This is a genomic window from Klebsiella sp. M5al (assembly GCF_002090195.1).
Classification (GTDB): Bacteria; Pseudomonadota; Gammaproteobacteria; order Enterobacterales; family Enterobacteriaceae; genus Klebsiella; species Klebsiella grimontii.
In genome coordinates, this window is record NZ_CP020657.1 from 1,931,076 (window position 1) to 1,952,937 (window position 21,862).

Here is a 21,862-nt window from a genome sequence, read left to right on the forward strand (position 1 = left end):
TCAGGTGACCGGAATCATCACCACGTTGCGCCAGGCCTGGCGCTGGTTAATCTGCTGATACCAGCGCTGCAGGTGCGGGCGCGGTTGCCAGGTTTTAACGATCTCCAGCAGGTTATAAATGAACGGCGCGACGGCGATGTCGCCGAGGCCGAAGGCGTTGCCTGAGAGCCACTGATGACGCGACAGTTCATCATCCAGAATGGCGAACAGCGTCTCGCAGGCGGCAATACCGGCTTCAATCGCGGCGGGGTCGCGTTTTTCCGGCGGGGTTCTCACCAGCCCCATTAACACCGGCCGATGGGCAGGCGAGAGCGAACCGTTGGCCCAGTCCATCCATTTTTCCCCCTGAGCGCGCTCGGCGGGCGACTCCACCCACAGGCGATTTTGACCGTACTGCGCGGCCAGATAGCGGATAATGGTGTTTGATTCCCAGAGCACGAGATCGGTCGTCTCATCTTTCAATAACGGTACCAGGCCATTGGGATTCATGGCCAGATAGTCCGCATCGTGATTCAGACCGAACTCCAGACCGGCCAGAATTTGCTGATACGGGAGGTCGAGTTCTTCCAGCACCCAGCGCACTTTCTTCACATTGGTCGAGTTATTTCTGCCCCACAGCGTAATCATATCCGCTCCTGCTTTTTATTAAGCCGCCGTTGCGGCGTAGTGAGCATTCATGTTGGAATAAAGTTAATATTTAGGCAACCGCGATCAAAAAAATTGCTCTGTTTGCAGCGCCGGGCGAGGTTATTGCGTAAACTTTAAAAACTTTACCAACTCGCTGTTTCTTTAAGGTCATTTGTACGCTTTACTCACCGGCTGCTGCGGCGCCGAACGAGTGTAGTGGCATATTTTTGTTTGGAAAGGATACTTGGGTGGCTCTTATGACGCATGATGCTTTTTCCCTTCGCGGCCTCGCGGCAGGCTGCGCGCTTTTATTTCTCGTTGCGCCTGCGGTGCAGGCTGCAGAACAACTCCCCGATGCGCCATCCATTGACGCGCGAGCCTGGATCCTGATGGACTATGCCAGCGGCAAAGTGCTCAGCGAAGGCAATGCCGATGAAAAACTCGATCCGGCGAGCCTGACCAAAATCATGACCAGCTATGTTGTCGGCCAGGCGTTAAAGGCGGGTAAGATTAAGTCGACCGATATGGTGACTATCGGGCGCGACGCGTGGGCAACCGGTAACCCGGCGCTGCGCGGCTCATCGGTGATGTTCCTTAAGCCAGGAATGCAGGTGTCGGTCGAAGATCTTAACAAGGGCGTTATCATTCAATCCGGCAACGACGCCAGCATCGCGATCGCCGACTACGTGGCGGGCAGCCAGGACGCGTTTGTCAGCCTGATGAACGGCTATGCGCAGAAAATGGGCCTGACCAACACCACCTTTATGACCGTGCACGGTCTGGATGCGCCGGGTCAGTTTAGTACCGCCCGCGATATGGCGCTGCTCACCAAAGCGATGATCCATGACGTGCCGGAAGAGTATGCGATCCATAAAGAAAAAGAGTTCACCTTCAACAAAATCCGTCAGCCGAACCGCAACCGTCTGCTGTGGAGCACGAATCTCAACGCTGACGGCGTGAAAACCGGGACCACCGCCGGGGCGGGCTACAATCTGGTTTCTTCCGCGACGCAAAACGATATGCGCCTGATTGCCGTCGTGCTCGGCACCAAAACTGACCGTATCCGTTTTAACGAATCAGAAAAACTGCTGACCTGGGGCTTCCGTTTCTATGAAACCGTGACGCCGATTAAACCCGATGCCACCTTTATTACCCAGCGCGTCTGGTTTGGCGATAGCAGCGAAGCGAAGCTGGGGGCGGGCGAGGCCGGCTCCATCACGCTGCCGAAAGGCCAGCTGAAAAACCTCAAGGCCAGCTACACCCTGAATGATACGCAGCTGACCGCGCCGCTCACCAAAGGGCAGGTGGTCGGCACCATCGACTTCAAGCTTAATGATAAAACCATTGAGCAGCGGCCGCTGATTGTGATGGAAGCGGTAAACGAAGGCGGTTTCTTTAGCCGGATGATCGATTTCATGCTGATGAAATTGCACGGCTGGTTCGGCGGTTGGTTCTCTTAAAATGCAGGCCGCGCCCTGCGGGGCGCGGTTAGTAAAGCAGTGAAATCTGTTTTTCCTTCGCCAGCGCGAGCAGATCGTCATCCGGACACACGTCGCTGGCAATCACGTCAAACTGCGCTAAATCCCCCATCCTCGCCGGGCGAACTTTACCAAATTTACTGTGATCGACGACCAGCACGTGGTAGCGCGCGCTTTTCATCGCCCAGTGTTTGACCGGCAGCTCTTCCAGGTTAAAACAGGTCGCGCCCTGCTCGCAATCGACGCCCGCGGCGGAATAAAACGCGATGTCCGGGCAAAGGTGGCTCAGCGTATCCTGCAGGCTTAGCGGTTTAAAAATGGCGTTGCTGGCGTGGAACTCGCCGCCGCACAAAATCGCGCGGCACTGGGGTTTTTCCTGCAGGGAAAGAAAGGTATTGAGCGAATAGCAGACCCCGGTAAAGGGCAGGGCGCTATCGATGGCGTCGATGATCCACGGCGTGGTGGTCCCGCAGTCAAAAAAGGCCATCTGGTGGGGCTCAAGCAGCTTAGCCGCATGGCGGGCTGCGCGGCGTTTTTCATCCACAAGGCGTGTTTTCTGATCGCTCAGCAGATAGTGCGTTGCGCTGCGCGGCTCCAGAACGATATAGCCGCCCAGCAAAACGACCGGGCCGCTGTGGCCGTTGAGATCGCGACGAATGGTCATCTCTGACACGCCAAGCAGGGTGGCCGCTTCTTTTAGATGGAGTTTATCACTGCGCTTGAGTGCCTGAATAAGCTGACTGATGCGTTCGTCACGACGAGTTTCCATATTCCCTCTAAGCTGAAAGCGCCCTGCATTGACAGGGCGTCAGCGGCGATTTTACCTGCCGGAAGAGGCTTAGTCACGCGCAGGAATTGGGCGCTACCGCAACTTTACCAGCTGGTCAGGAACATCTATTCGCGCACCCAACCTTTGCGAATCGGCAGCGAAAAAAACAGACGGTACAGCCGCTGCAGATGCTGATAGAGGGTTTTTCCGCCGCTTTGCCACAGCAGTTGGGCGCTAAGGCAGGCGATCATCGCGGTGAGCAGCCCGCCCAGCATATCCATCGGCCAGTGCACGCCGAGATAGACCCGGGACCAGGCAATCGCGCAGGCAAGGGCGAACAGCAGCGCGCCCGACCACAGGCGGTGCCAGAACATAAAGGCCAGCGCAAAGGTAAAGCAGATCGTGCCGTGATTGCTCGGGAAGGAGTTATTGGGCGAATGATGCAGGAAGTTATAGCCAATACCGGCGGCAAACGGACGGTCATGCGGAAAAAATACGCCGAATATCCACGAAAGCGTCAGGCTAATGGCTAATGCCATCATGACCTTAAATACTAACTGCCGCTGGTTTGGGCCCCAAAGCCATAAGGCCAACACCAATAATGGCACCATAATTATCAGGTCTTTGGCGATAAACGTCGCGATTTCAATCGCCCACCACGGCGATGCGGGGGTAGCGTTGAGTAATGCAAACAGCGAGTAGTTAATATTTTCCAGCATACATCCAGGCTCTTGGGTCCGTTAGCAACAAGCCGCCCACCTTAAAAAACGGTGGCGATAAGATAAAGCAGTATTGTCTTAATTATCAGTTTGTTATGAATTAAAACGCGGGCGTGGCTTCGTTAACAGACTGATTGAAGGAGTATATAGCCTGTAATCTAATTGAAACATAAACGAAATATATACAGCTGGATTTTGATTGGTTGCTGGCGATGCGCTATCCGTGTGGCGATATTTTGCTTCATCGCTCACAATTCGCTATCTCCCCGAGACGACTTTCATTAAACTTTGCGCGGTTTTATTTAAATAAGAGATTTCATGCAGAATTATTCGCTTTCTGGCAAACGCCTCGGACGTCAGGCGCTGCTCTTTCCGTTGTGCCTGGTGTTATACGAGTTCTCCACCTATATCGGCAATGACATGATCCAGCCGGGCATGCTCTCGGTGGTGGCAGAATTTGGCGTGGGCAACGAGTGGGTGCCGACCTCAATGACCGCCTATCTGGCCGGCGGTATGTTTTTGCAGTGGCTGCTGGGGCCGCTTTCGGACCGCATCGGCCGTCGTCCGGTGATGCTGACCGGGGTAGTGTGGTTTATCGTAACCTGCCTGGCGACGCTGCTGGCGCAAACTATTGAGCAGTTCACGCTGCTGCGCTTTTTGCAGGGTATCAGCCTGTGCTTTATCGGCGCGGTCGGCTATGCGGCGATACAGGAGTCTTTTGAAGAGGCGGTGTGCATCAAGATCACCGCCCTGATGGCCAACGTCGCGCTGATTGCGCCGCTGCTCGGGCCGCTGGTGGGCGCGGCCTGGGTTCATCTCCTGCCGTGGGAGATGATGTTTGTCCTGTTTGCCGTGCTGGCCGCCATCGCCTTTTTCGGGCTACAGAAGGCGATGCCGGAAACCGCCACCCGCATGGGCGAGAAGCTATCGGTAAAAGAGCTGGGGCGTGATTATCGTGAGGTGCTGAAAAACCTGCGCTTTGTCGCCGGCGCGCTGGCCACCGGTTTTGTCAGCCTGCCGCTGCTGGCGTGGATTGCCCAATCGCCGGTGATCATCATCAGCGGCGAGCAGGCGACCAGCTACGAATATGGCCTGCTGCAGGTGCCGATTTTTGGCGCGCTGATTGCCGGGAACCTGGTGCTGGCGCGCCAGACTTCACGCAAAACGGTGCGCTCGCTGATTATTCTCGGCGGCTGGCCGATTATGATCGGCCTGCTGATCTCCGCCGTGGCGACGGTGGCGTCGACGCACGCGTATCTGTGGATGACCGCCGGTCTGAGCGTTTACGCCTTCGGGATTGGTCTCGCCAACGCCGGACTGGTGCGTCTGACGCTGTTTGCCAGCGAGATGAGTAAGGGGACGGTGTCGGCGGCGATGGGGATGCTGCAAATGCTGATCTTTACCGTGGGTATCGAAGTCAGTAAGCACGCCTATGAGTTTGGCGGTAGCGGGCTCTTCAGCTTGCTCAACCTGCTGAGCGGGGTGCTCTGGCTGGCGATGACGGTCTACTTCCTGAAGGATAAACGCGTGGGCAACGCCCACGAACCGCAGTAACCTTCAAATGCCCTGCTGCGACGTGACGCGCCGCAGCAGGCGCTACCTCAGGCGAACGGCGCTTCGCGATTCAGTACCTTATCAATAATATGCAGCACGCCTTCTTCGTTATTGTGCGGGGCACGGTAGCCGGCGACGGCCTTCACCGGCGCGGCGGCGTTGGCCATCGCGAAACCGAATCCGGCGTGCTGCAGCATTTCGATATCGTTGCCGCTATCGCCAAACGCCACCACTTCATGGTTCTTTATGCCCCAGCGTTCCTGCAGGATGCGCAGTCCGTTGGCTTTATGCACCCCGGGAATAATCAGGTCAATGCTACCGTAGCCGGTGGCGACCGCGGTGACCATATCGCCAAGCGCGGCGTGCAGCTTCGGCTGGATCTGCGGAATCAGCTGATCCGGCACGTTGAGACCGAACTTCAGAATTTCATCATCAGCAATATGATTAAAATCGTCGACCAGTTCGAGGCGATGATAGTACTTCGCCGCGACCGCTTTCAGCGCATCGTTATAGCGGTTGAGGGTATAAGCGCTGCGCTTACCGCAGGCGATAATTTCAATGTTGGTCAGCGTCAGAAGATGGTCGATGACGGTATTGAAATGTTCCTTCGGCATCCGGCAGTTAAACACATCCTCGCCGGCGCTGACCACCCAGCCGCCGTTTTCGGCGACAAAAGCGATTTCGTGCGCCACCTCAGGGAAGAAGGAGATGAGCTGGTAATACTGGTTGCCGCTGGCGACGACGAAGCGGATGCCCTGCTCGCGCATCCGCGCATACTGGGCGAGGAAACGCTGACGGTTATAGGTTTTGGCATCGCTCAGAAAGGTGCCGTCCATGTCTACCGCAATCAATTTGATGCTCATTAACTGTTCTCCATCACGGGTTCAGATTGTGGCTTCGCTACCGCGCGGGCGACGATGGCCGCGACCAGCACGAGTGCCAGCACTACCATCATGGCGCTGCGCAGGCCGAAGTGTTCGCCGAGAAAGCCCAGCAGCGGCGGCCCGACGAGGAAGGCGAGGTAGCCGGTAATCGCCACCACGCTGACGCGCTTCGGCGCATCGGGGCCGGTATCGCTGGCGGCGGAAATGGTCAGCGGGAAGCCCAGCGACGCGCCGAGGCCCCATAATAATACGGAGAGACCGGCGACCCACGGGTTGTCGACGAAAATAATCAGGCCAATGCCCAGCGCGCCCATTACCGCGCTGGCGCGTACCACCGTCACGCGGCTGTAGCGGTCAATAAACCAGCCGCCGGTAAAGCGGCCAAGGGTCATGCCGAGGGTGAAGCCTGCATAAATCAGCGAGCCGGAGGTTGGGCTGAAGCCATGGCCGTCCACCATCAGCAGCGGCAGCCAGTCGTTAGCGGAGCCTTCGGCAAAGGCCATGGCCAGGACGATCACCCCAATCAGCAGCAGCTGGGCATCGCGCCAGATCGGCAGGCCTTTGCCTTCATGGCGCGCCGCTTCCGCCGCATTTTTGCCGGTGCCTTCAGGAATCGCGCGAATGGCGATAGCGATGGGGGCGATAGCCACCAGCGCCGCCAGCAGAATGTGCGGCGCGGCGGGCAGGCCGAAGCCGGTTACCGCCATGCCAATCCCGGCGCCGACGAGCGTGCCGAAGCTGTAGAAACCATGCATCATTGGCAGGACGGTTTTATTCATTTCGCGTTCAACGGCGGCGCCTTCGACGTTAATCGCCACTTCCGCGGAGCCAAAGCTGGCGCCGAAGATGGCTAAGCCAATGGCAAACAGCACCGCCGACGTGAACCATAGCGCGGCGCTGAGCACCAGCATGCCGACCACCGCGCAGGACATGGTGGCGCGAATCACTTTACGGGTGCCGAATCGATTGACCAGCCACGCTGAGCAGAGGATGCCGCTCATTGAACCTATTGAGAGTCCAAATAATACAATCCCCATTTCCGCCGTCGATAGCGCGAGCAGATCGCGAATCGCCGGCGTGCGGGTGGCCCATGACGCCATGAGTAATCCGGGGATAAAAAAGAACATGAAGAGCGCCCACAGCCTTAGCTGAAGGGCCCTGCGTGAAGTTTGCGCTGTCATCCGTAAATGCCCGAGAGTGAAGAGATGCAGACAACAGTAGCAAGGTTGTGTACATTTGTACATCCAGGTTGCTTGCTGAGGAATGCTTTTTTATTGACCTCTATGATTCGATTCAGCCTGAGGCATATTAAATGAAAGAGGAAAAGAGTATGGCCCGTCGACCAAACGACCCGCAGCGTCGGGAGCGGATTTTGCAGGCGACGCTGGACACGATCGCGATACACGGCATTCATGCGGTTACGCACCGGAAAATCGCCACCTGCGCGGGCGTGCCGTTGGGTTCGCTGACCTACTATTTTAGCGGTATTGAGGCGCTGGTCGAAGAGGCGTTCAGCCTGTTTACCGGCCAGATGTCGGCGCAGTATCAGCAGTTTTTTGCCGATGTGCATAATCGCCGGGAGGCCTGTGACGCCATTGCCGAGCTGATTTTTAGCGCCCAGGTCACTACCGCGCGCAATATGGAGCTGATGTATCAGCTTTATGCTTTTTGCAGCAGCCAGCCGAATTTAAAAGCGGTCATGCAGAACTGGATGCTGCGCAGCCAGCAGACCCTTGAGCAGTGGTTTGAACCGGCAACGGCCCGCGGGCTGGACGCCTTTATCGAGGGGATGACGCTGCACTTCGTGACCGACAGAGCGCCGCTATCAAGAGAAGCGATTCGACTGATGGTAGACCGGCTGGCGGGAGAGTGAGCGGGGCGCAGAAAACAAAAAACCCATTTATGTAAATGGGTTAGTGAAAACAACGAGTTGCAATATTATCAATGAGTTAGTTTGGTGGTAAGGAGTGGCGATTACGGGGTAATGCCAACCGCTGCCGCCACTTTGTCGCCACTTGGCTCATAGTTATTTACCTTAAACGCCAAGGTCCACTCTCTTTGATCTGTTCGACTAATCCATCTTCTTCAAGTTCACGTAACAACGCTACAACCCAATATTGCTGATTCGAGCTTGTAGCCTTCGGTTTTGCTCCCCAATCGAAGCCACAAAGCTTGAACACTTCAGATTGTTTAATTCCTTTGCCATTTTTTTGCCCATCAGGATGCTTTGCCAGAACAGCAAGTGCCAATTCTTTAGCTTTAGTACGAAGCTCTAAGCCCTGTTTCTGTAACTCATTCATAATCATATTTCCCTCATAATCTATACCGCCCTAATATTACTCCCCAACTATCAGGCGCGTACATGAGTAGCGTTAATAGGTAACTGATCCATGGTTGCCAGGGGATTGAAGCGTAGGGCCGTTTCTAGGTGATCAGGTGCCAGGTGGGCATAGCGCATAGTCATTTTTATGTCGTGATGGCCCAGAATTTTCTGGAGCGCAAGGATGTTCCCGCCGGACATCATAAAGTGTGCTGCAAACGTATGGCGCAGGACGTGGGTAAGCTGACCACGCGGAAGCACAATGGAGGCTTTGTCCATCACAGACAAAAACTGGAAGTAGCAATCTGTAAAGAACTTGAAACCATCTAGGGCAATGATTTCCTCGTACAGCTCTTTGCTGATCGGGATACTGCGGTTCTTCTTGCCCTTGGTTCTGACGAAAGTGATCCGGTATTTGGTGACCTGAGAGCGCGTAAGGTTGACTGCTTCCCGCCAGCGTGCTCCTGTACTCAGGCAGATTTTAACGACCAGAGCGAGGAGGGCGCTTTGGCGTTGGCAGTCGTACAAAAGCTCGTTAATCTGTTCATGCGTCAGCCAGGCCATTTCTTTCTCGGCAATGGTGAACTTGCGTATGTTTTCCAGCGGGTTTGGTGCTGCCCATTCTCCGAGTCGGGCCAGCTCGCTAAAAACGCTACTCAGATAGCTTTGCTCGAGGTTGATTGTTACCGGGCTGGCACCTTTCCTCCACTTCTCACTGAAATAGATTTCACCTGTTAGGCGCTTGTCACGGTAATGCGCGAACAATTTTGAGCTGAGATCAGTAGCAAGAGGGTTTCCAAGTGCATCGACCATTAGGACCAGCTTGTCGTAAACATGCTCACCAGCGGTAAGAGATTTGCCGTGCAGTTTGAACCAAAGTTCAACCACGTCTTTCAGAGTCCGACGGTCTACCGATTCACCTAGCCAGGGCTTAGCATCTGCCTCATCTATCATGTGACGCTCAAAAACCAGCGCTTCGCCTTTTGTGGCGAATTGCTTACGCACACGACGCCCACTGCGTCCGGCGGGGTAGCACTCGCAAATCCATTTTCCCGAGTCGAGTTTTCGTACTGCCATAAAAAATGCCCTCCATATGGAGAGCATTTTTACTGTATATATAAACAGTGTCAACGTATGTTGTTCTAAGTAACATACATCACAGGTATCTATAAGATTGAGGTGCTGTGATGTTTTCGCCTAATGAGCTAAGGTGACGGGGCTGATCGTAAATTTTTAACTCACCAATTTTTATAGCAAAGGCTTTATCTTTACTGTGAAAATACGAATCAAAAAACTGTTTGCTAATGCCAGCATAACGACAGGTTTTTTTCCATACGGTACTTGGCTTGTCTTCTATAACATCAGCGATATCAAACTCAGCAACAATCATACCTACTGGCATAGTTGAGTAAATAACCACAGATTTGACATCTGGGTTTTTGAAGATTCCTTTTCTGAATTCAAACTTCTTTGTTCCATCAAGAATCTTTTCAACATATTCAGGTTTAATTGACAATAACACTTTCATCTACTTCACCAAGTTTAATAATATGTTCAAATTGTTGGTCGGATAAATCTAATACCCCCCAGTAGGCATTAGGATTCAAACCAACTTCAGAAATAAGTTTAGCACGGTTTGGTCTTTTAGGAAAAGCTAAATTATATGTAAATGAAACTATGAATGGATATTTTTTTGAACGATAGAAATAACTTAAATCATTAATGTCAAAAACACTATATTTTTTACAATAATTTATAAAACTATCTTCTGTATCAAATTCATCTATATGCCTAATATTACTAACCACACATAATGAAGTGATTACTGAATTATAATACGCAGAACCAGATAGTCCTTTGTTCGTCCGATATATTAAAACAAGGTCATTAGGTCTAAATGATGTGACTCCGTGCATTGCACAAATATATATTTTTCTTATGCTATTCGTATGTGACACGTCGCTGACGATGCTAGGAGATTCTGTACGGAGTATGGAGTCCGGAAAAAGGTTTGTATGGTAATGAGGATCTACCGAGAGAATGAATTTTCTATTACTATCTGAATGATGCATGAATGGATAGTCATTGACTATATCCCCAGTCAACTGAACGTTCTGCATTTCTTTTAGTAACACTTCTTCCGCATTATCCTCAGGACCTTTTGAACCAACAATATCAAATCCAAACGACTTAAATAATCTGATAAGATAAGCGTGTTTTGGATAAACTGTTACATAAATATCATCTGCATCGCATTCTAATGCATGATCGAATATCTTCTTGATAAAACGCTCACCTCGTAGAGTTCCACGAGATTCAAATTTAAATGTACCCACCTTTAGGTGTTTTCTCATCGGTAATTGAGGGGTTACGTCAGTAATATTCTCATTTTCGATTTTCAGATACAAAAAACCTTCAATGTTGTTTTGTTCATTAAAAAGAACATAGGCTAAGGCTGATGGATCATTTTTTTTCTTATCAATCCATCCTGCAAATCCAGGATAATCATTGTTTAGTGAATCGAAGAAGGGATCGTTAAAGTCTATACGGCTGAACTGCGTGTAGTATAAGTTTTCCATTTGATATTCCTTATATCCAAAGAATCAAGAAATGACGTCCAATAAAACTATATATACCCAGGGAGAGCCAAAGGAAGGAAAATGTTAGAGCAGTGTATATTGGTATGCGACTAACTGAAAATTTACAGGATACTAAATATTTTATTATTCTGTTTGTACTAGAGCGATTTAATCGATCTTTGACCTTAGCATCGACTTCTACCATCGAAATGCTGAATATGCGGTAAACTTTCTCGCGTGTTTCCTGCCCCTTCAATGACATCACACGGAGTAATTCTTCCTCAATCTCTTTTACTGCTTCCTCCCAATACTCTTGCCAATATTTTGCACCAGAAGAAATTCCTATTTGAAATAACGATACAATCAGGCCAACAAATGCAATGAAAGGAACGAATGCCTCACCTTTATCATTCTGATATAGGGTGGCTAAACCTGCGAAAAGAACACCCTGAAAGATCATGAAAAAATTATTACGTTGAGATAACTGGGTTATCTCAAAGTCTCTTATGCGAATAGTCAGCTCATAGAGGCGCTTAACAGCCCTAAGATCACCATTTTGATTCAGTTCATCATTTGATTCCGACGTCGTTGTCATAAAAATTCCTTTTATCGGAGGCAGCTAACTAAAACTTTTGCAAGTATCTCAATATCCGCAATTGCGCACTCGAATGAACTATTGCCTCCATCTATGCGAAGCCTGCTACCTGGAAGACGTGTCAAACTCCTCAGGGCAACCTCTCCATCAATACTGACTATCCACATGCCGTCTCGCACATCCCCATAATCCATATCGCAGATAAATTCTGCAGTGCCGTCGATCACAACAACAGGTTTTTTCAAATTATCTGGCAAAAAGCTTGTGTCAAAAACATATGAGCCGTCTTTGCATAGTGCTCCATTGGTCAAAACATGCTTCTCAAGTTCTTTAGTGTTTGCTTTATGTGAACCCTGTTTCGATCCTTGTCCTGTGGTTAGCCAGTTCAGAGAGGTATCAGTTTCTAAGGCGCACTGAATCACCCATTCAGCCGGAAAAGAGTCCCGCATATAGCGTGTTGCCAAGGTACTTTTCGAAATCCCCAAATGGTCGCACAAAGCTTGTCTTGTCTTAAAACCATAAGCTTCAACCATACGCTCTATGGCACCACGGCCGCCTTTTTCCAAATTCATGGTCACTCCAGGTGAACTTTTATCTTGACGATTTCATGATGTGATCGTATGTTTATGGTGTTCACAAAATACAAACGATCAGTATTCATCCTGATTTATCATTGCTAAACGAGGAATGTTGCATCATGAGACCTAACATTTCAATTACTCTCATTACCCCCCACGTCACTATTGAAAGATATAGTGAACTCACTGGGTTATCTATCGACACTATCAACGACATGCTTGCAGATGGTCGGTTGCTTCGTCATCGCCTACGCAAGGATAAAAAGCGTGAAAAAGTGATGATTAACATTGCTGCGATGACTGTCGATGCCCTTGCTGATTGCAACGTGACTATCAACTAGTTCCATTTTGAGACTTCACGGAGCAACTGACTATGTTTGACTATCGCATATCAAAACATCCTTATTTCAATGAAGCTTGCCGGGCTTTCGCTATACGCCACAACATGGCGAAGTTGGCAGAACGTGCAGGTATGAACGTTCAAACCCTGCGTAATAAGCTTAACCCTGAGCAGCCGCATCAGCTCACAGCACCTGATATTTGGCTGCTGACCGATCTCACCGAAGACTCAACGCTGGTTGACGGGTTCTTGGCTCAGATTCACTGCCTGCCATGTGTGCCAACCAATGAAGTCGCACGGGAGAAAATGCCTCAGTACGTTCTGAAAGCCACTGCTGAGATCGGCCGTGTCGCCGCCAGCGCAGTATCTGGCGTTCAGATGAATGCGACCACACGCCGGCAGGTTGTCGAAAGCGTCAATTCTGTTACTCGTCTAATGGCGCTTACCGCCATTTCACTGCAGGCGCGGCTACATGCTAACCCTGCAATGGCAAGTGTTGTCGATACGATGACGGGCCTTGGTTCATCATTCGCTCTGAGCTGAGGTGATATGCTGAACACTGAACCCTCATTTGCGTCGCTTCTCGTAAAACAAAGCCCGGCAATGCACTGCGGCCACGGCTGGATTATCGGGAAGGATGGTAAGCGCTGGCATCCGTGCCACTCGCAGGATGCGCTTCTGGCTGACCTGTCCACTATAAAACAGGGGAAACCATGGCTATTGAAGGCCCTGCGGCGACTGTTCCACTAAGTCCTGGTAAACGCCTTGATGGACTAAACCATATCGCGGAGCTGAGAGCAAAAGTGTTTGGTTTGAATATTGAGCGAGAGATGGATCGGTTTATTAATGAGATGCGCGATCCACGCGACATTAACCACAAACAGAACGAGAGGGCACTGGCCGCCATATTCTTCATGGCAAAAATTCCGGCAGAACGTCACAGCGTCAATATCAATGAGCTGACCACTGACGAAACGCGGGAGCTGATTAAAGCAATGAATCATTTTCGTGCAGTGGTGAGCTTATTTCCCAAACGGCTAACCATGCCGAGTTAACCCAAAAAAGAAATTAATGGCGTAAACCCGCCGGGCATTCTTTTGCCCAAATTCAGGAGAATTGATTATGCGAAATAGTGAAACCCGCACCACAAAAACAGGACCAGATGATGCTGGTTTGTTCCAACTGTTTAACGAGACTCGGCTTGATGAACGTAAAAGCTGTGCCTTTGCCGTATCCATCCGCATGGAGGCACTGGCGATCCACATCCTGCAGAAGGAAATGACCGGAGTAGAGGCGGCGGAGTTGCTGCGCCGTGAAGTTGCCCGCTATGAGGCTGAATCACGCGGAGACTGGCACTGATGGCAGATTCAATGGACCTCGTACAGCAGCGCGTTGAAGAAAACCTGCAGCGCCATATCCAGAACGCCCGTACCAGAAAGCCAGGTACGGCACGCGTTCTTTGCATCGACTGCGACGCGCCAATCCCAACGGCTCGCAGACAAGCCATTCCGGGGGTGCAGTGTTGCGTGACGTGTCAGGAAATCGCTGAGCTTAAAGGCAAACATTACAGCGGTCGCGCGGTATGAACATCATCGATCCGCGCTGCTTTGCCGCCAACACCATCAACACCATCAGTATTTCAGGCGGCAAGGATAGTCTTGCACAGTGGCTGCGAGCCATCGAAAACGATGCTCCTCATCTTTCAGTTTTCGCTGATACGGGACATGAACATCCACAGACGATGGACTACCTGGATTATCTGGAATCCAGGCTTGGCAAGGTCATCCGTGTGAAAGCGGATTTCACTCGCCAGATAGAAGGTAAGCGAAAATTCATTTCTGAAAAGTGGCCCGTTTCTTTGGTTGAGGAATGCGGTATGTCTCCTGATGAAGCCGCAGAACGTATCCATCGCGCACTGGAAATTCTTAAACCAACTGGCAATCCTTTTCTTGATTTATGCATGTGGAAAGGGCGATTCCCGTCAACTAAGGCTCGTTTTTGCACATTTGATTTGAAGCATGAGCCTGTCCGTACTCAGGTAATTGTTCCTGCATTAGAAGAATATGACGAGGTTATCAGCTGGCAGGGCGTCAGGGCGCAGGAATCGCCAGCGCGTGCATTGCTTCCGGAATGGGAAGAAGATGCTGATAACACTCCTGGTCTTCATGTTTATCGCCCGATCCTCAATTGGCAGCACGAAGATGTGTTTGCCATAGCCAAACGTCATGGAATCAAACCTAATCCGCTTTATCTGCAGGGTTGCAGCCGTGTCGGATGCATGCCCTGCATCCATGCCCGTAAATCCGAACTGGCAGAAATCTTCCAGCGTTGGCCAGAAGAAATTCGCCGTGTCGCAGAATGGGAAAGGATGGTAGCTGAATGCTCTCGTCGTGGTAATTCAACGTTCTTCCCGTCGACTCACGATCCGCGACGGGCCGAGAAGCGTATTGAAGTCATCACCGTAGATGGCTACGGCATTGAGACTTATCGCGACTGGGCGTTAACCACACGAGGTGGTGCCCAATTTGATCTGCTTGCAGGCACAAACGACAGTGCGGTGTGCAGTAGCGTCTATGCGGGAGTTTGTGAGTGACGGATATCAGTTCAGGCCGTCCTGTCGCACCGCATGTATCTGAAGCCCCTGGTAGCGAAGGTAATGCTACCGGGGCATATCCATGGACCTCGCCTAAAAAAGCAGTTAACCCCTATCTGGACCCGGCGGACGTTGCGCCGGTGTCCGCGCTTTCAAACCTGATCACTCTCTACGCTGCGGACAACGAGCAGGAGCAGCTGCGCCGTGAGGCGCTGAGTGATGAGGTCTGGGAACGCTATTTCTTCAATGAGTCCCGCGATCCTGTTCAGCGTGAAATGGAACAGGACCAGCTCATCAGCCGCGCCAGAATGGCCCATGAGCAGCAGCGCTTTAATCCCGATTTAGTCATTCTGGCTAACGTTAGTGCAGAACCCGCCCACGTAAGCAAACCTCTGCTGGAAAGGATTAAGTTCTTCCAGGGGCTGGGAAGGCCGAAGGCATATTCCCGCTATCTCCGCGAAACCATCATGCCGTGTCTTGAACGGCTTGAGTGCGTGCGTGAAAGTCAGGTGTCTGCCTCGTTCAGGTTTATGGCAAGCCACGAAGGTCTGGAGGGGCTGCTAGTACTGCCGGAAATGAATCAGGAGCAGGTCAAACGGTTATCCACGCTGGTTGCGGCGCACATGAGTCTCTGTCTCGATGCCGCATGCAGCGATCTGTTTGTGACTGATGACGTGAAGCCAGAACACATCCGCCAGTCATGGGAAAAGGTAGCCGCTGAGGCTATGCGTCTTGATGTGATTCCACCCGCCTTTGAACAGTTGCGCCGCAAGAAACGCCGTCGTAAGCCGGTGCCATATGACCTTATTCCGGGTTCGCTGGCGCGTATGCTGTGTGCAGACTGGTGGTATCGCAAGCTGTGGCAGATGCGCTGTGAGTGGCGGGAAGAACAGCTGCGCGCTGTTTGCCTGGTCAACAGGAAAGCTTCCCCGTATGTCAGCTATGAAGCTGTGATCCACAAACGCGAGCAGCGCCGCAAATCGCTGGAGTTTTTCCAGTCGCATGAGCTGGTCAATGCCGACGGTGACACGCTGGATATGGAAGACGTGGTGAACGCCAGCAGCAGCAACCCGGCGCACCGTCGCAATGAAATGATGGCGTGCGTGAAAGGCCTGGAGCTGATCGCCGAAATGCGCGGGGATTGCGCCGTGTTCTATACCATCACATGCCCGTCACGCTTCCACGCCACGCTCAACAACGGCAGGCCCAACCCGAAGTGGACCAGCGAAACGGTCCGGCAGAGCAGTGATTATCTGGTCGATACGTTCGCCGCATTCCGCAAAGCCATGCACAAAGCCGGGCTGCGCTGGTATGGCGTGCGCGTTGCTGAGCCACATCACGACGGCACCGTGCACTGGCATCTGCTGTGCTTTATGCGCAAAAAAGACCGCCGCACCCTTACTGCACTGCTGCGTAAATTCGCCATTCGTGAAGACCGCGCAGAGCTGGGCAACAATACTGGCCCACGCTTCAAGTCTGAACTCATCAACCCGCGCAAAGGCACGCCGACCAGCTACATCGCCAAATACATCAGCAAGAACATCGACGGGCGTGGACTGGCAAAAGAGATCAGCAAAGAAACCGGTAAATCACTACGCGACAGCGCCGAGCACGTCAGTGCCTGGGCATCGCTTCACCGCGTTCAGCAATTCCGTTTCTTCGGTATTCCAGGACGCCAGGCATACCGCGAGCTGCGTTTGCTTGCCGGGCAGGCCGCGAGAGCGCAGGGCGACAAAAAAGCCGGTGTGCCGGTGCTGGAAAATCCACGGCTCGATGCCGTGCTAGCCGCCGCCGATGTGGGATGTTTTGCCACTTACATCATGAAACAGGGCGGCGTGCTGGTTCCCCGCAAAAATCATCTCATCAGAACGGCCTACGAGCTTAACGACGAGCCTGGCACCTACGGCGATCACGGCATCCGTATCTATGGCATCTGGTCCCCGATTGTTGAGGGCCGGATTTGCACGCACGCGATGAAGTGGAAAATGGTTCGTAAGGCCGTTGACGTTCAGGAGGCGACAGCCGACCAGGGCGCTTGCGCCCCTTGGACTCGTGGCAATAACTGTCCCCCTGTTGAAAAAATGTACCAGGCAGGGGGCGAATTACCGGGCAGCGAAGAACCTGCAGCGCTACCGGACTTCGAAAACATGAGTAAAAAAGAGCTGCGTGAGCTGACAGCAAGGCTGCGGCTGGTCAAACCGAAGCGCCGTAAAGGCTACAAACAGGAAATTACGGAACACCAACGGCTGCAGCTTGATGCGGAGCTGCGGTCTAGAGGATTTGACGCGAGTGAAACGGAGGTGGATCTGCTTCTGCGTGGCGGAAGTCTGCCATCTGGGGCCGGGCTGCGCCTGTTCTACCGGAACCAGCGTCTACAGGAGGATGACAAATGGCGTCAGTGGTACTGAAAAATGCAGGAATGAGGTTATAGATTAATCAAAGGGTTAGCTGAGTAAAAAGTATTTCAGCTTTAAAATTATATGATGTACTGTATATATAAACAGTAATATTGGGAGGGAGTTATGAACGATTTGTTCATAGAATCACTTGCACTGCAGCGGATAGAACTTATGGCCCGGCTGGTTGCCAGCACAGATTGTAGCGATGACGATAAGGAGGTTGCCATTTCGTGGTTGTCAGAACTGACAAGCGAACTGGTGAACAGGTTAAATCAGTACGGGGTAGGTCAGGATGAATGTAAACATTAATCGTTTTGTTCTCTGTGAAATTCCCTCCCACAGAGCGCACTTGATGTTGAGAAGATAGTGCATGTCTATGGTGCATGGATTCGCATGATCCAGAAAGGATCGCAACGGGCCAGAGCCGCCAGTACTGGCGGGCTTTCTGGCCTATCATGCACCTGCATGAAAACCACTCCATAAAGCGGGCAGGCGTGGCGGGGATACGAGCGCGCGCCCTAGGTAAGATTATCAATCTTTACTCATGAGTTGCCAGAACTTCCCTTTTAACATGCCATATCTGTGGACTTCTCAGATAAAAAATTGAGGAAATTTTAAGAGTTTGAAGTTTGAGGTGTTTACTAAGTCTGAAAAGTAGGGTTAACATTCCTACCATCTAATCCAACTGAATAACTGAAAAACTAACTATGTTAAAAGCAAATCTCTGGGACTGGGTTAAAGCGATTATCAGTATAATTGTAGTTTTTTTCCTGTCTCTAAAATTCTACAATGCAACTTTCACAATGAACTTTGATTTTATAGCCTTATTATCAACTGTGCTGGCATTGTTTTCTGTTGGCTTATCTGCAGTTTTTTATTTTAAAGCTACTGAGACAAGTAATGATTTTTATAACAACACTTTTAAATTTACGAAAGATATTGCTGACTTGTTGATAAGAATAGAAAGCGGGTTTGGTGAGAGATTAAAAAGTTTAGATGAAGGCTATAACTCAATGCGTAGCATAATGGCATCCCCAAGAAATTCAGGGGTAAATCAAATGAAAGAAAAAATTGAAGTTGATGAGAGTGAGCTAAGTAAGATAAATGCCGAACGAAGTGAATTGATAAATAAACTGTTAGAAAAGGCTAATTTAGAACATGAAGAGAAGGAGAAAATAAAGGAAGAGCTTAAAATCAAGGAGGAGGAATCGCAAAAATTACAGTTCGAACTAACAAAGTTGAAAAAACGATTATTTGCAAGTCGTATGTCTAGCCGAGATCAACAAGGCGGGGAAGGCTTTTCTTTTGACTCGGATATGAAAAAAAGATTAGTGCAAAATTATATTGCTTCGACAATTGTGCCTGACATTATAGAATCCTATGAGATTAATGCTTCAGACGTATTGCTATCATCTCGCGAGATTCAGAATTACTTTAATAATAAACACTGGGAAAATGGTAAAACGCAATTTGCAAAAGATATGGTGCGCTTAGGATATTGTGTGCCTGGTGAGGGTCTAACGTTGAGCGGTGCAAGATATATTCGCACCCTTTTGAGAACGGCATTGAGAGAGCTATGATTTTTTCTTGGGAGGCTATGCCTCCCACTTTAAAAATTAAGCTAAGGAGTAATTTTCAAATTGCAGTATATCATCCTTTAACCAGTCGTTTATTTCTTGCATCCTTTTTTGAAGTGGTAATAATTCATTGCGAACAAAAACATTGGAAGCCTTCTCCACATCTCCAAACCCACCAACATTACTCGGCATGATACCCATCATCTGTGGCGGGACACGGTGCGCTGCCATCATGTCATCGCGGCTCACGTTCTTGATGTTCAGAAACTCATCCTTTGCCGCTACCTCTGACAGCGGGATGATCTGAATGCCATCTTTCTTGCCGTTGGGTGAGTACATAAACAGGTTGCGAAAGTTGCCTGGCCCTTTGGCGCTTTTCATGGCCTGGCGGATGTTGTTCACGTCCTCCTGGTTCTGCGCCGCGTCGGTCATGTACATGATGAAACCGGCGTGGCTGCCGTTGATGTAATACTTACGGCGAAACAGTGTCGCGGACTCATTAAGCAGGGCTGAAGGGATGGCGGACAGGTATTCCGGCAGACCATAAATCTCCTGGTTCAGATCGGGTTCCATCAGGTGAAATATACTGCCTTTGGTGAACTCATACGGCTGTGTGGTCATGCCGTATTGCACAAACCAGTAAGTGTCGAGGTCGATTCCACGTCGGGTGTATTTCGCCAGTGATGGCTCCAGGGACAGAATACCGCCTAGCCGGTTAGTCCTTTTCTCCAGATAAGCGTTACCAAACACCAGATAGTCCTGCACAAAGCGGCTGAATGCCTGTTGGCTCAGCAACGGATGGGGGGTAAACGTGCTGGTCAGGATGTTGCGCTTAACGGCAATCGGTGAGCTGTGATGCACCGCGGCGCGGTAGGTGCGTGCCAGTCCGTCAAAACTTACTGGCGGCTCATACCATCTGTCCATCTGCACGCACTCCACATAATCCAGCAGTTCGCGGCGGTCCAGCACAGGAATGGGATCGCCAAAGCTGAACGCCTGAGTAGATGCTGAATCATTGGTTTGTACGTCAGGCGGCATGACGTCCTGTACGGTGTTCTCAGTCATTAAAAAATCTCCACGATGTTACTGGTGTTGGCTGCCTCGCCCTGCAGCGGTTCGTTAAACAATGCGTGCATGGTCGCCCAGGCCAAATCTGCGTGGCTGGCTTCCTCGCTGCGGCTGGCTTCATAGGTAGGGCGGTTTCCGCTGGCGGTGGTGGCCCGGCGGATAGCCATAAATGACTGCGCGATATCGGTATGACCGGCGTCAAACTCGATCCGGCGATGGCTGATAATGTCGTATGCCTTGAGCACCAGGGCGTTTTTGACGTTGGGGTTATAGACGAACTCCCGGACGGCAGGGAAAAAGCCTTTGACGTTTTCATAGACGCCGTGACCGACGCCGGTAGAGTCAATGCCGATATAGGTTACGTTGTACTGCAGGGTGAGCTGGCGGATGGCTTCTGCCTGCGCCCGGAAATCCATGCCGCGCCACTGGTGGCGCTCCAGTATGCGGAACTTGCCGCCGGGAACGGCAGGCGGGGCGATAACGACGCACCCGGCGCTGTCACCGTTCTGGGTGCCTTTCGCCGGGTCATATCCGATCCATACCTCGCCCCAGCCAAACGGACGCAGAGCCAGTGCATGAAAATCTTCCCAGACCTCCCAGCTGTCCACCATGCAGGCCTGCAGGTCGGAAAGCGGGAACACGGACGCGAGATCATCAATAAACTCGCACATTAGCAGGTTCTGGTATTCGTCCGGGCTGTATTCCAGTCGCAACTGGTCGAGGTCGAACAGGTTACAGCCCCCGCGCACGGCATCTTCTACCGTCACGATCTGCCTGAACTGACCGTCAGCACAAAGCATGCCCGCCGCCAGTGCCGAGTGGGTCAGGTCGATATCCACACGGTCCGATTTTGAGCGACCACGGTTATACAGCGCACCAGACCAAAAGGGGTAGGCGCTGTGCGTCAGGCTGGACGGGGTGGAAAAATAGGTTTGCCGCCACTTTTTGTGCAGCGCCATACCGGAGGCAACTTTGCGCAGCTCCTGGAATTTCGGTATCCAGAAATATTCATCAAGGTACAGGTTGCCGTGGTAGCTCTGCGCGGTGCGGGCATTGGTCCCCAGAAAATACAGCGTGGCACCGTTCGGCAGGACCATCGGATCGCCTTTCAGCTCAACGTCTACCTCTTTGGCGAACTCAATGATGTAGCCTTTAAAGACATGCGCTTGGGCTTTACTGGCCGACAGGAAAATTTGGTTGCGACCAGTCACCAGGGCATCGATCAGTGCCTCACGCGCAAAATAATACGTTGCCCCGATTTGGCGGGACTTCAGCAAGTTGCGGATACGATGTTTAATCCCTGCTTCCCACCAGTGGCGCTGATATTCGAACATGCCAGCGCGGAAAATCTCTTCCAGCTTTTCGATCTGTTCATCGCTGAACAGGTTTTTTTCAGGTGGTTTGCGGGGGCCGCGGTTGCGGTTTTCCACGTTCGGGTTTAAGTCGGCCTCGTTGCCGCCGTTGTTAAATTTCCCGATGCGAGCGTGGCGCTCGGACTGGCGTGCCAGCAGGTCAATTTCCTTAAAGTCCTTCCCTTCTTTTTGCTCCTTCATGATCAGCTGGCAGTACCGCGCGGCGGTGGTGAGCTGCATCTGGTCAAGCGGACCATAGCTGCCCCATTTGTCGCGCTTTTTCCAGCTGTGAACGGTTGCGGCTTTCTCGCCCAGCATTTCTGCAATGCGGGCTATGCGGTATCCCTGAAAATACAGCAGTAGTGCCTGCCGACGGGGATCGAGGTCTGCGGGGGTCATCGTTTCCATGGGACAAACATACGGGCTTGCC

Annotated in this window: 25 protein-coding genes; 12 read left to right on the top strand and 13 right to left on the bottom strand. The window is 51.4% G+C overall.

Translation table 11 applies throughout. The annotated features are described in order from the left end of the window. Complete coding sequence (locus BWI76_RS09140) at positions 1-627, bottom strand: glutathione S-transferase family protein (protein ID WP_004135126.1); 627 nt, start codon at positions 625-627, stop codon at positions 1-3. Between the two features lie 257 nt (positions 628-884). Between BWI76_RS09140 and dacC the strand changes: the two genes are divergently transcribed. Continuing rightward, complete coding sequence (dacC, locus tag BWI76_RS09145; protein ID WP_004135123.1) at positions 885-2,087, top strand: serine-type D-Ala-D-Ala carboxypeptidase; 1,203 nt, start codon at positions 885-887, stop codon at positions 2,085-2,087. Positions 2,088-2,115: 28 nt separating this feature from the next. Here dacC and deoR read toward each other — a convergent pair whose 3' ends face one another. Together deoR and ybjG are read right to left on the bottom strand one after the other, a co-directional pair. Next, positions 2,116-2,874, bottom strand: coding sequence for a DNA-binding transcriptional repressor DeoR (gene deoR / locus BWI76_RS09150; protein ID WP_004135121.1), 759 nt, complete (start codon positions 2,872-2,874; stop codon positions 2,116-2,118). 125 nt (positions 2,875-2,999) lie between these two features. Then, positions 3,000-3,593, bottom strand: a complete 594-nt coding sequence (gene ybjG, locus BWI76_RS09155; RefSeq protein WP_004135120.1) for an undecaprenyl-diphosphate phosphatase — start codon at positions 3,591-3,593, stop codon at positions 3,000-3,002. Between the two features lie 318 nt (positions 3,594-3,911). Here ybjG and BWI76_RS09160 point away from each other — a divergent pair, with 318 nt between their 5' ends. Next, positions 3,912-5,147, top strand: coding sequence for an MFS transporter (locus BWI76_RS09160; RefSeq protein ID WP_004135119.1), 1,236 nt, complete (start codon positions 3,912-3,914; stop codon positions 5,145-5,147). 47 nt (positions 5,148-5,194) lie between these two features. On the opposite strand, the gene BWI76_RS09165 is transcribed toward BWI76_RS09160, so the two are convergent. Both BWI76_RS09165 and BWI76_RS09170 read right to left on the bottom strand, forming a co-directional pair. After that, positions 5,195-6,010, bottom strand: coding sequence for a Cof-type HAD-IIB family hydrolase (locus BWI76_RS09165; RefSeq protein WP_004135118.1), 816 nt, complete (start codon positions 6,008-6,010; stop codon positions 5,195-5,197). Further along, positions 6,010-7,212 (bottom strand): MFS transporter, encoded by a 1,203-nt coding sequence (locus BWI76_RS09170; RefSeq protein ID WP_004135117.1) that lies wholly within the window; start codon positions 7,210-7,212, stop codon positions 6,010-6,012. The genes BWI76_RS09165 and BWI76_RS09170 overlap by 1 nt, the downstream gene beginning before the upstream one ends. 149 nt (positions 7,213-7,361) lie before the next feature. Here BWI76_RS09170 and BWI76_RS09175 point away from each other — a divergent pair, with 149 nt between their 5' ends. After that, entirely contained in the window at positions 7,362-7,904 is a 543-nt protein-coding gene (locus tag BWI76_RS09175) for a TetR/AcrR family transcriptional regulator (RefSeq protein ID WP_004130826.1), read from the top strand. Positions 7,905-8,061: 157 nt separating this feature from the next. Here the strand turns inward: BWI76_RS09175 and BWI76_RS09180 are convergent, their stop codons facing one another. The 6 genes from BWI76_RS09180 to BWI76_RS09205 form a co-directional block, all read right to left on the bottom strand. Further along, positions 8,062-8,331: a hypothetical protein gene (locus tag BWI76_RS09180; RefSeq protein ID WP_084402818.1), complete on the bottom strand. Its 270-nt coding sequence runs from the start codon at positions 8,329-8,331 to the stop codon at positions 8,062-8,064. 50 nt (positions 8,332-8,381) lie between these two features. Then, positions 8,382-9,428: a tyrosine-type recombinase/integrase gene (locus BWI76_RS28750; protein WP_004135114.1), complete on the bottom strand. Its 1,047-nt coding sequence runs from the start codon at positions 9,426-9,428 to the stop codon at positions 8,382-8,384. Between the two features lie 79 nt (positions 9,429-9,507). After that, positions 9,508-9,879: an ASCH domain-containing protein gene (locus tag BWI76_RS09190; protein ID WP_084402762.1), complete on the bottom strand. Its 372-nt coding sequence runs from the start codon at positions 9,877-9,879 to the stop codon at positions 9,508-9,510. Further along, a complete protein-coding gene (locus BWI76_RS09195; protein ID WP_084402764.1) occupies positions 9,857-10,930 on the bottom strand; it encodes an N-acetyltransferase in 1,074 nt (357 codons plus the stop codon). The genes BWI76_RS09190 and BWI76_RS09195 overlap by 23 nt, the downstream gene beginning before the upstream one ends. A gap of 10 nt (positions 10,931-10,940) precedes the next feature. Continuing rightward, the gene (locus tag BWI76_RS09200) at positions 10,941-11,525 is read right to left on the bottom strand and encodes a hypothetical protein (RefSeq protein ID WP_004134682.1); all 585 of its coding nucleotides are present in this window, start codon (positions 11,523-11,525) and stop codon (positions 10,941-10,943) included. Positions 11,526-11,536: 11 nt separating this feature from the next. Further along, positions 11,537-12,097, bottom strand: coding sequence for a phage repressor protein CI (locus BWI76_RS09205; protein WP_004134680.1), 561 nt, complete (start codon positions 12,095-12,097; stop codon positions 11,537-11,539). 125 nt (positions 12,098-12,222) lie between these two features. On the opposite strand from BWI76_RS09205, the gene BWI76_RS09210 reads away from it, so the two are divergent. The 9 genes from BWI76_RS09210 to BWI76_RS09255 all read left to right on the top strand — a co-directional run bounded on the left by BWI76_RS09210 (position 12,223) and on the right by BWI76_RS09255 (position 19,015). Continuing rightward, a complete protein-coding gene (locus BWI76_RS09210; protein WP_004134678.1) occupies positions 12,223-12,444 on the top strand; it encodes a hypothetical protein in 222 nt (73 codons plus the stop codon). Positions 12,445-12,476: 32 nt separating this feature from the next. Beyond that, positions 12,477-12,986 carry a phage regulatory CII family protein gene (locus tag BWI76_RS09215; RefSeq protein ID WP_004134675.1) on the top strand — a complete coding sequence of 170 codons (510 nt, stop codon included), beginning with the start codon at positions 12,477-12,479 and terminating at the stop codon, positions 12,984-12,986. A 6-nt stretch (positions 12,987-12,992) separates the two neighbouring features. After that, the gene (locus tag BWI76_RS09220) at positions 12,993-13,193 is read left to right on the top strand and encodes a phage filamentation protein Fil family protein (protein ID WP_004134673.1); all 201 of its coding nucleotides are present in this window, start codon (positions 12,993-12,995) and stop codon (positions 13,191-13,193) included. Beyond that, complete coding sequence (locus tag BWI76_RS09225) at positions 13,157-13,498, top strand: DUF5347 domain-containing protein (protein WP_004134665.1); 342 nt, start codon at positions 13,157-13,159, stop codon at positions 13,496-13,498. The genes BWI76_RS09220 and BWI76_RS09225 overlap by 37 nt, the downstream gene beginning before the upstream one ends. A 67-nt stretch (positions 13,499-13,565) precedes the next feature. Continuing rightward, positions 13,566-13,802, top strand: a complete 237-nt coding sequence (locus tag BWI76_RS09230; protein WP_004134663.1) for a DUF2732 family protein — start codon at positions 13,566-13,568, stop codon at positions 13,800-13,802. Continuing rightward, positions 13,802-14,029 carry a TraR/DksA family transcriptional regulator gene (locus BWI76_RS09235; protein ID WP_004134661.1) on the top strand — a complete coding sequence of 76 codons (228 nt, stop codon included), beginning with the start codon at positions 13,802-13,804 and terminating at the stop codon, positions 14,027-14,029. Before BWI76_RS09230 ends, BWI76_RS09235 begins: the two co-directional genes overlap by 1 nt. Beyond that, positions 14,026-15,036: a phosphoadenosine phosphosulfate reductase family protein gene (locus BWI76_RS09240; protein WP_004134659.1), complete on the top strand. Its 1,011-nt coding sequence runs from the start codon at positions 14,026-14,028 to the stop codon at positions 15,034-15,036. The genes BWI76_RS09235 and BWI76_RS09240 overlap by 4 nt, the downstream gene beginning before the upstream one ends. Beyond that, on the top strand, positions 15,033-17,444 hold the full coding sequence (locus BWI76_RS09245; protein ID WP_004134657.1) for a replication endonuclease: 2,412 nt from the start codon (positions 15,033-15,035) through the stop codon (positions 17,442-17,444). Before BWI76_RS09240 ends, BWI76_RS09245 begins: the two co-directional genes overlap by 4 nt. 698 nt (positions 17,445-18,142) lie before the next feature. Beyond that, positions 18,143-19,015: a hypothetical protein gene (locus BWI76_RS09255; RefSeq protein WP_004134654.1), complete on the top strand. Its 873-nt coding sequence runs from the start codon at positions 18,143-18,145 to the stop codon at positions 19,013-19,015. A gap of 36 nt (positions 19,016-19,051) precedes the next feature. Here the strand turns inward: BWI76_RS09255 and BWI76_RS09260 are convergent, their stop codons facing one another. Together BWI76_RS09260 and BWI76_RS09265 are read right to left on the bottom strand one after the other, a co-directional pair. Further along, a complete protein-coding gene (locus tag BWI76_RS09260) occupies positions 19,052-20,077 on the bottom strand; it encodes a phage portal protein (protein WP_004134652.1) in 1,026 nt (341 codons plus the stop codon). Continuing rightward, positions 20,077-21,840 (bottom strand): terminase ATPase subunit family protein, encoded by a 1,764-nt coding sequence (locus BWI76_RS09265; RefSeq protein WP_084402767.1) that lies wholly within the window; start codon positions 21,838-21,840, stop codon positions 20,077-20,079. Before BWI76_RS09265 ends, BWI76_RS09260 begins: the two co-directional genes overlap by 1 nt. Positions 21,841-21,862: the final 22 nt, after the last annotated feature.

Bases quoted from the DNA above. Each gene is read 5' to 3' on its own strand.
- BWI76_RS09140 (WP_004135126.1), bottom strand. From the start codon at position 627: ATGATTACGCTGTGGGGCAGAAATAACTCGACCAATGTGAAGAAAGTG.
- dacC (WP_004135123.1), top strand. From the start codon at position 885: ATGACGCATGATGCTTTTTCCCTTCGCGGCCTCGCGGCAGGCTGCGCG.
- deoR (WP_004135121.1), bottom strand. From the start codon at position 2,874: ATGGAAACTCGTCGTGACGAACGCATCAGTCAGCTTATTCAGGCACTC.
- ybjG (WP_004135120.1), bottom strand. From the start codon at position 3,593: ATGCTGGAAAATATTAACTACTCGCTGTTTGCATTACTCAACGCTACC.
- BWI76_RS09160 (WP_004135119.1), top strand. From the start codon at position 3,912: ATGCAGAATTATTCGCTTTCTGGCAAACGCCTCGGACGTCAGGCGCTG.
- BWI76_RS09165 (WP_004135118.1), bottom strand. From the start codon at position 6,010: ATGAGCATCAAATTGATTGCGGTAGACATGGACGGCACCTTTCTGAGC.
- BWI76_RS09170 (WP_004135117.1), bottom strand. From the start codon at position 7,212: ATGACAGCGCAAACTTCACGCAGGGCCCTTCAGCTAAGGCTGTGGGCG.
- BWI76_RS09175 (WP_004130826.1), top strand. From the start codon at position 7,362: ATGGCCCGTCGACCAAACGACCCGCAGCGTCGGGAGCGGATTTTGCAG.
- BWI76_RS09180 (WP_084402818.1), bottom strand. From the start codon at position 8,331: ATGAATGAGTTACAGAAACAGGGCTTAGAGCTTCGTACTAAAGCTAAA.
- BWI76_RS28750 (WP_004135114.1), bottom strand. From the start codon at position 9,428: ATGGCAGTACGAAAACTCGACTCGGGAAAATGGATTTGCGAGTGCTAC.
- BWI76_RS09190 (WP_084402762.1), bottom strand. From the start codon at position 9,879: ATGAAAGTGTTATTGTCAATTAAACCTGAATATGTTGAAAAGATTCTT.
- BWI76_RS09195 (WP_084402764.1), bottom strand. From the start codon at position 10,930: ATGGAAAACTTATACTACACGCAGTTCAGCCGTATAGACTTTAACGAT.
- BWI76_RS09200 (WP_004134682.1), bottom strand. From the start codon at position 11,525: ATGACAACGACGTCGGAATCAAATGATGAACTGAATCAAAATGGTGAT.
- BWI76_RS09205 (WP_004134680.1), bottom strand. From the start codon at position 12,097: ATGAATTTGGAAAAAGGCGGCCGTGGTGCCATAGAGCGTATGGTTGAA.
- BWI76_RS09210 (WP_004134678.1), top strand. From the start codon at position 12,223: ATGAGACCTAACATTTCAATTACTCTCATTACCCCCCACGTCACTATT.
- BWI76_RS09215 (WP_004134675.1), top strand. From the start codon at position 12,477: ATGTTTGACTATCGCATATCAAAACATCCTTATTTCAATGAAGCTTGC.
- BWI76_RS09220 (WP_004134673.1), top strand. From the start codon at position 12,993: ATGCTGAACACTGAACCCTCATTTGCGTCGCTTCTCGTAAAACAAAGC.
- BWI76_RS09225 (WP_004134665.1), top strand. From the start codon at position 13,157: ATGGCTATTGAAGGCCCTGCGGCGACTGTTCCACTAAGTCCTGGTAAA.
- BWI76_RS09230 (WP_004134663.1), top strand. From the start codon at position 13,566: ATGCGAAATAGTGAAACCCGCACCACAAAAACAGGACCAGATGATGCT.
- BWI76_RS09235 (WP_004134661.1), top strand. From the start codon at position 13,802: ATGGCAGATTCAATGGACCTCGTACAGCAGCGCGTTGAAGAAAACCTG.
- BWI76_RS09240 (WP_004134659.1), top strand. From the start codon at position 14,026: ATGAACATCATCGATCCGCGCTGCTTTGCCGCCAACACCATCAACACC.
- BWI76_RS09255 (WP_004134654.1), top strand. From the start codon at position 18,143: ATGTTAAAAGCAAATCTCTGGGACTGGGTTAAAGCGATTATCAGTATA.
- BWI76_RS09260 (WP_004134652.1), bottom strand. From the start codon at position 20,077: ATGACTGAGAACACCGTACAGGACGTCATGCCGCCTGACGTACAAACC.
- BWI76_RS09265 (WP_084402767.1), bottom strand. From the start codon at position 21,840: ATGGAAACGATGACCCCCGCAGACCTCGATCCCCGTCGGCAGGCACTA.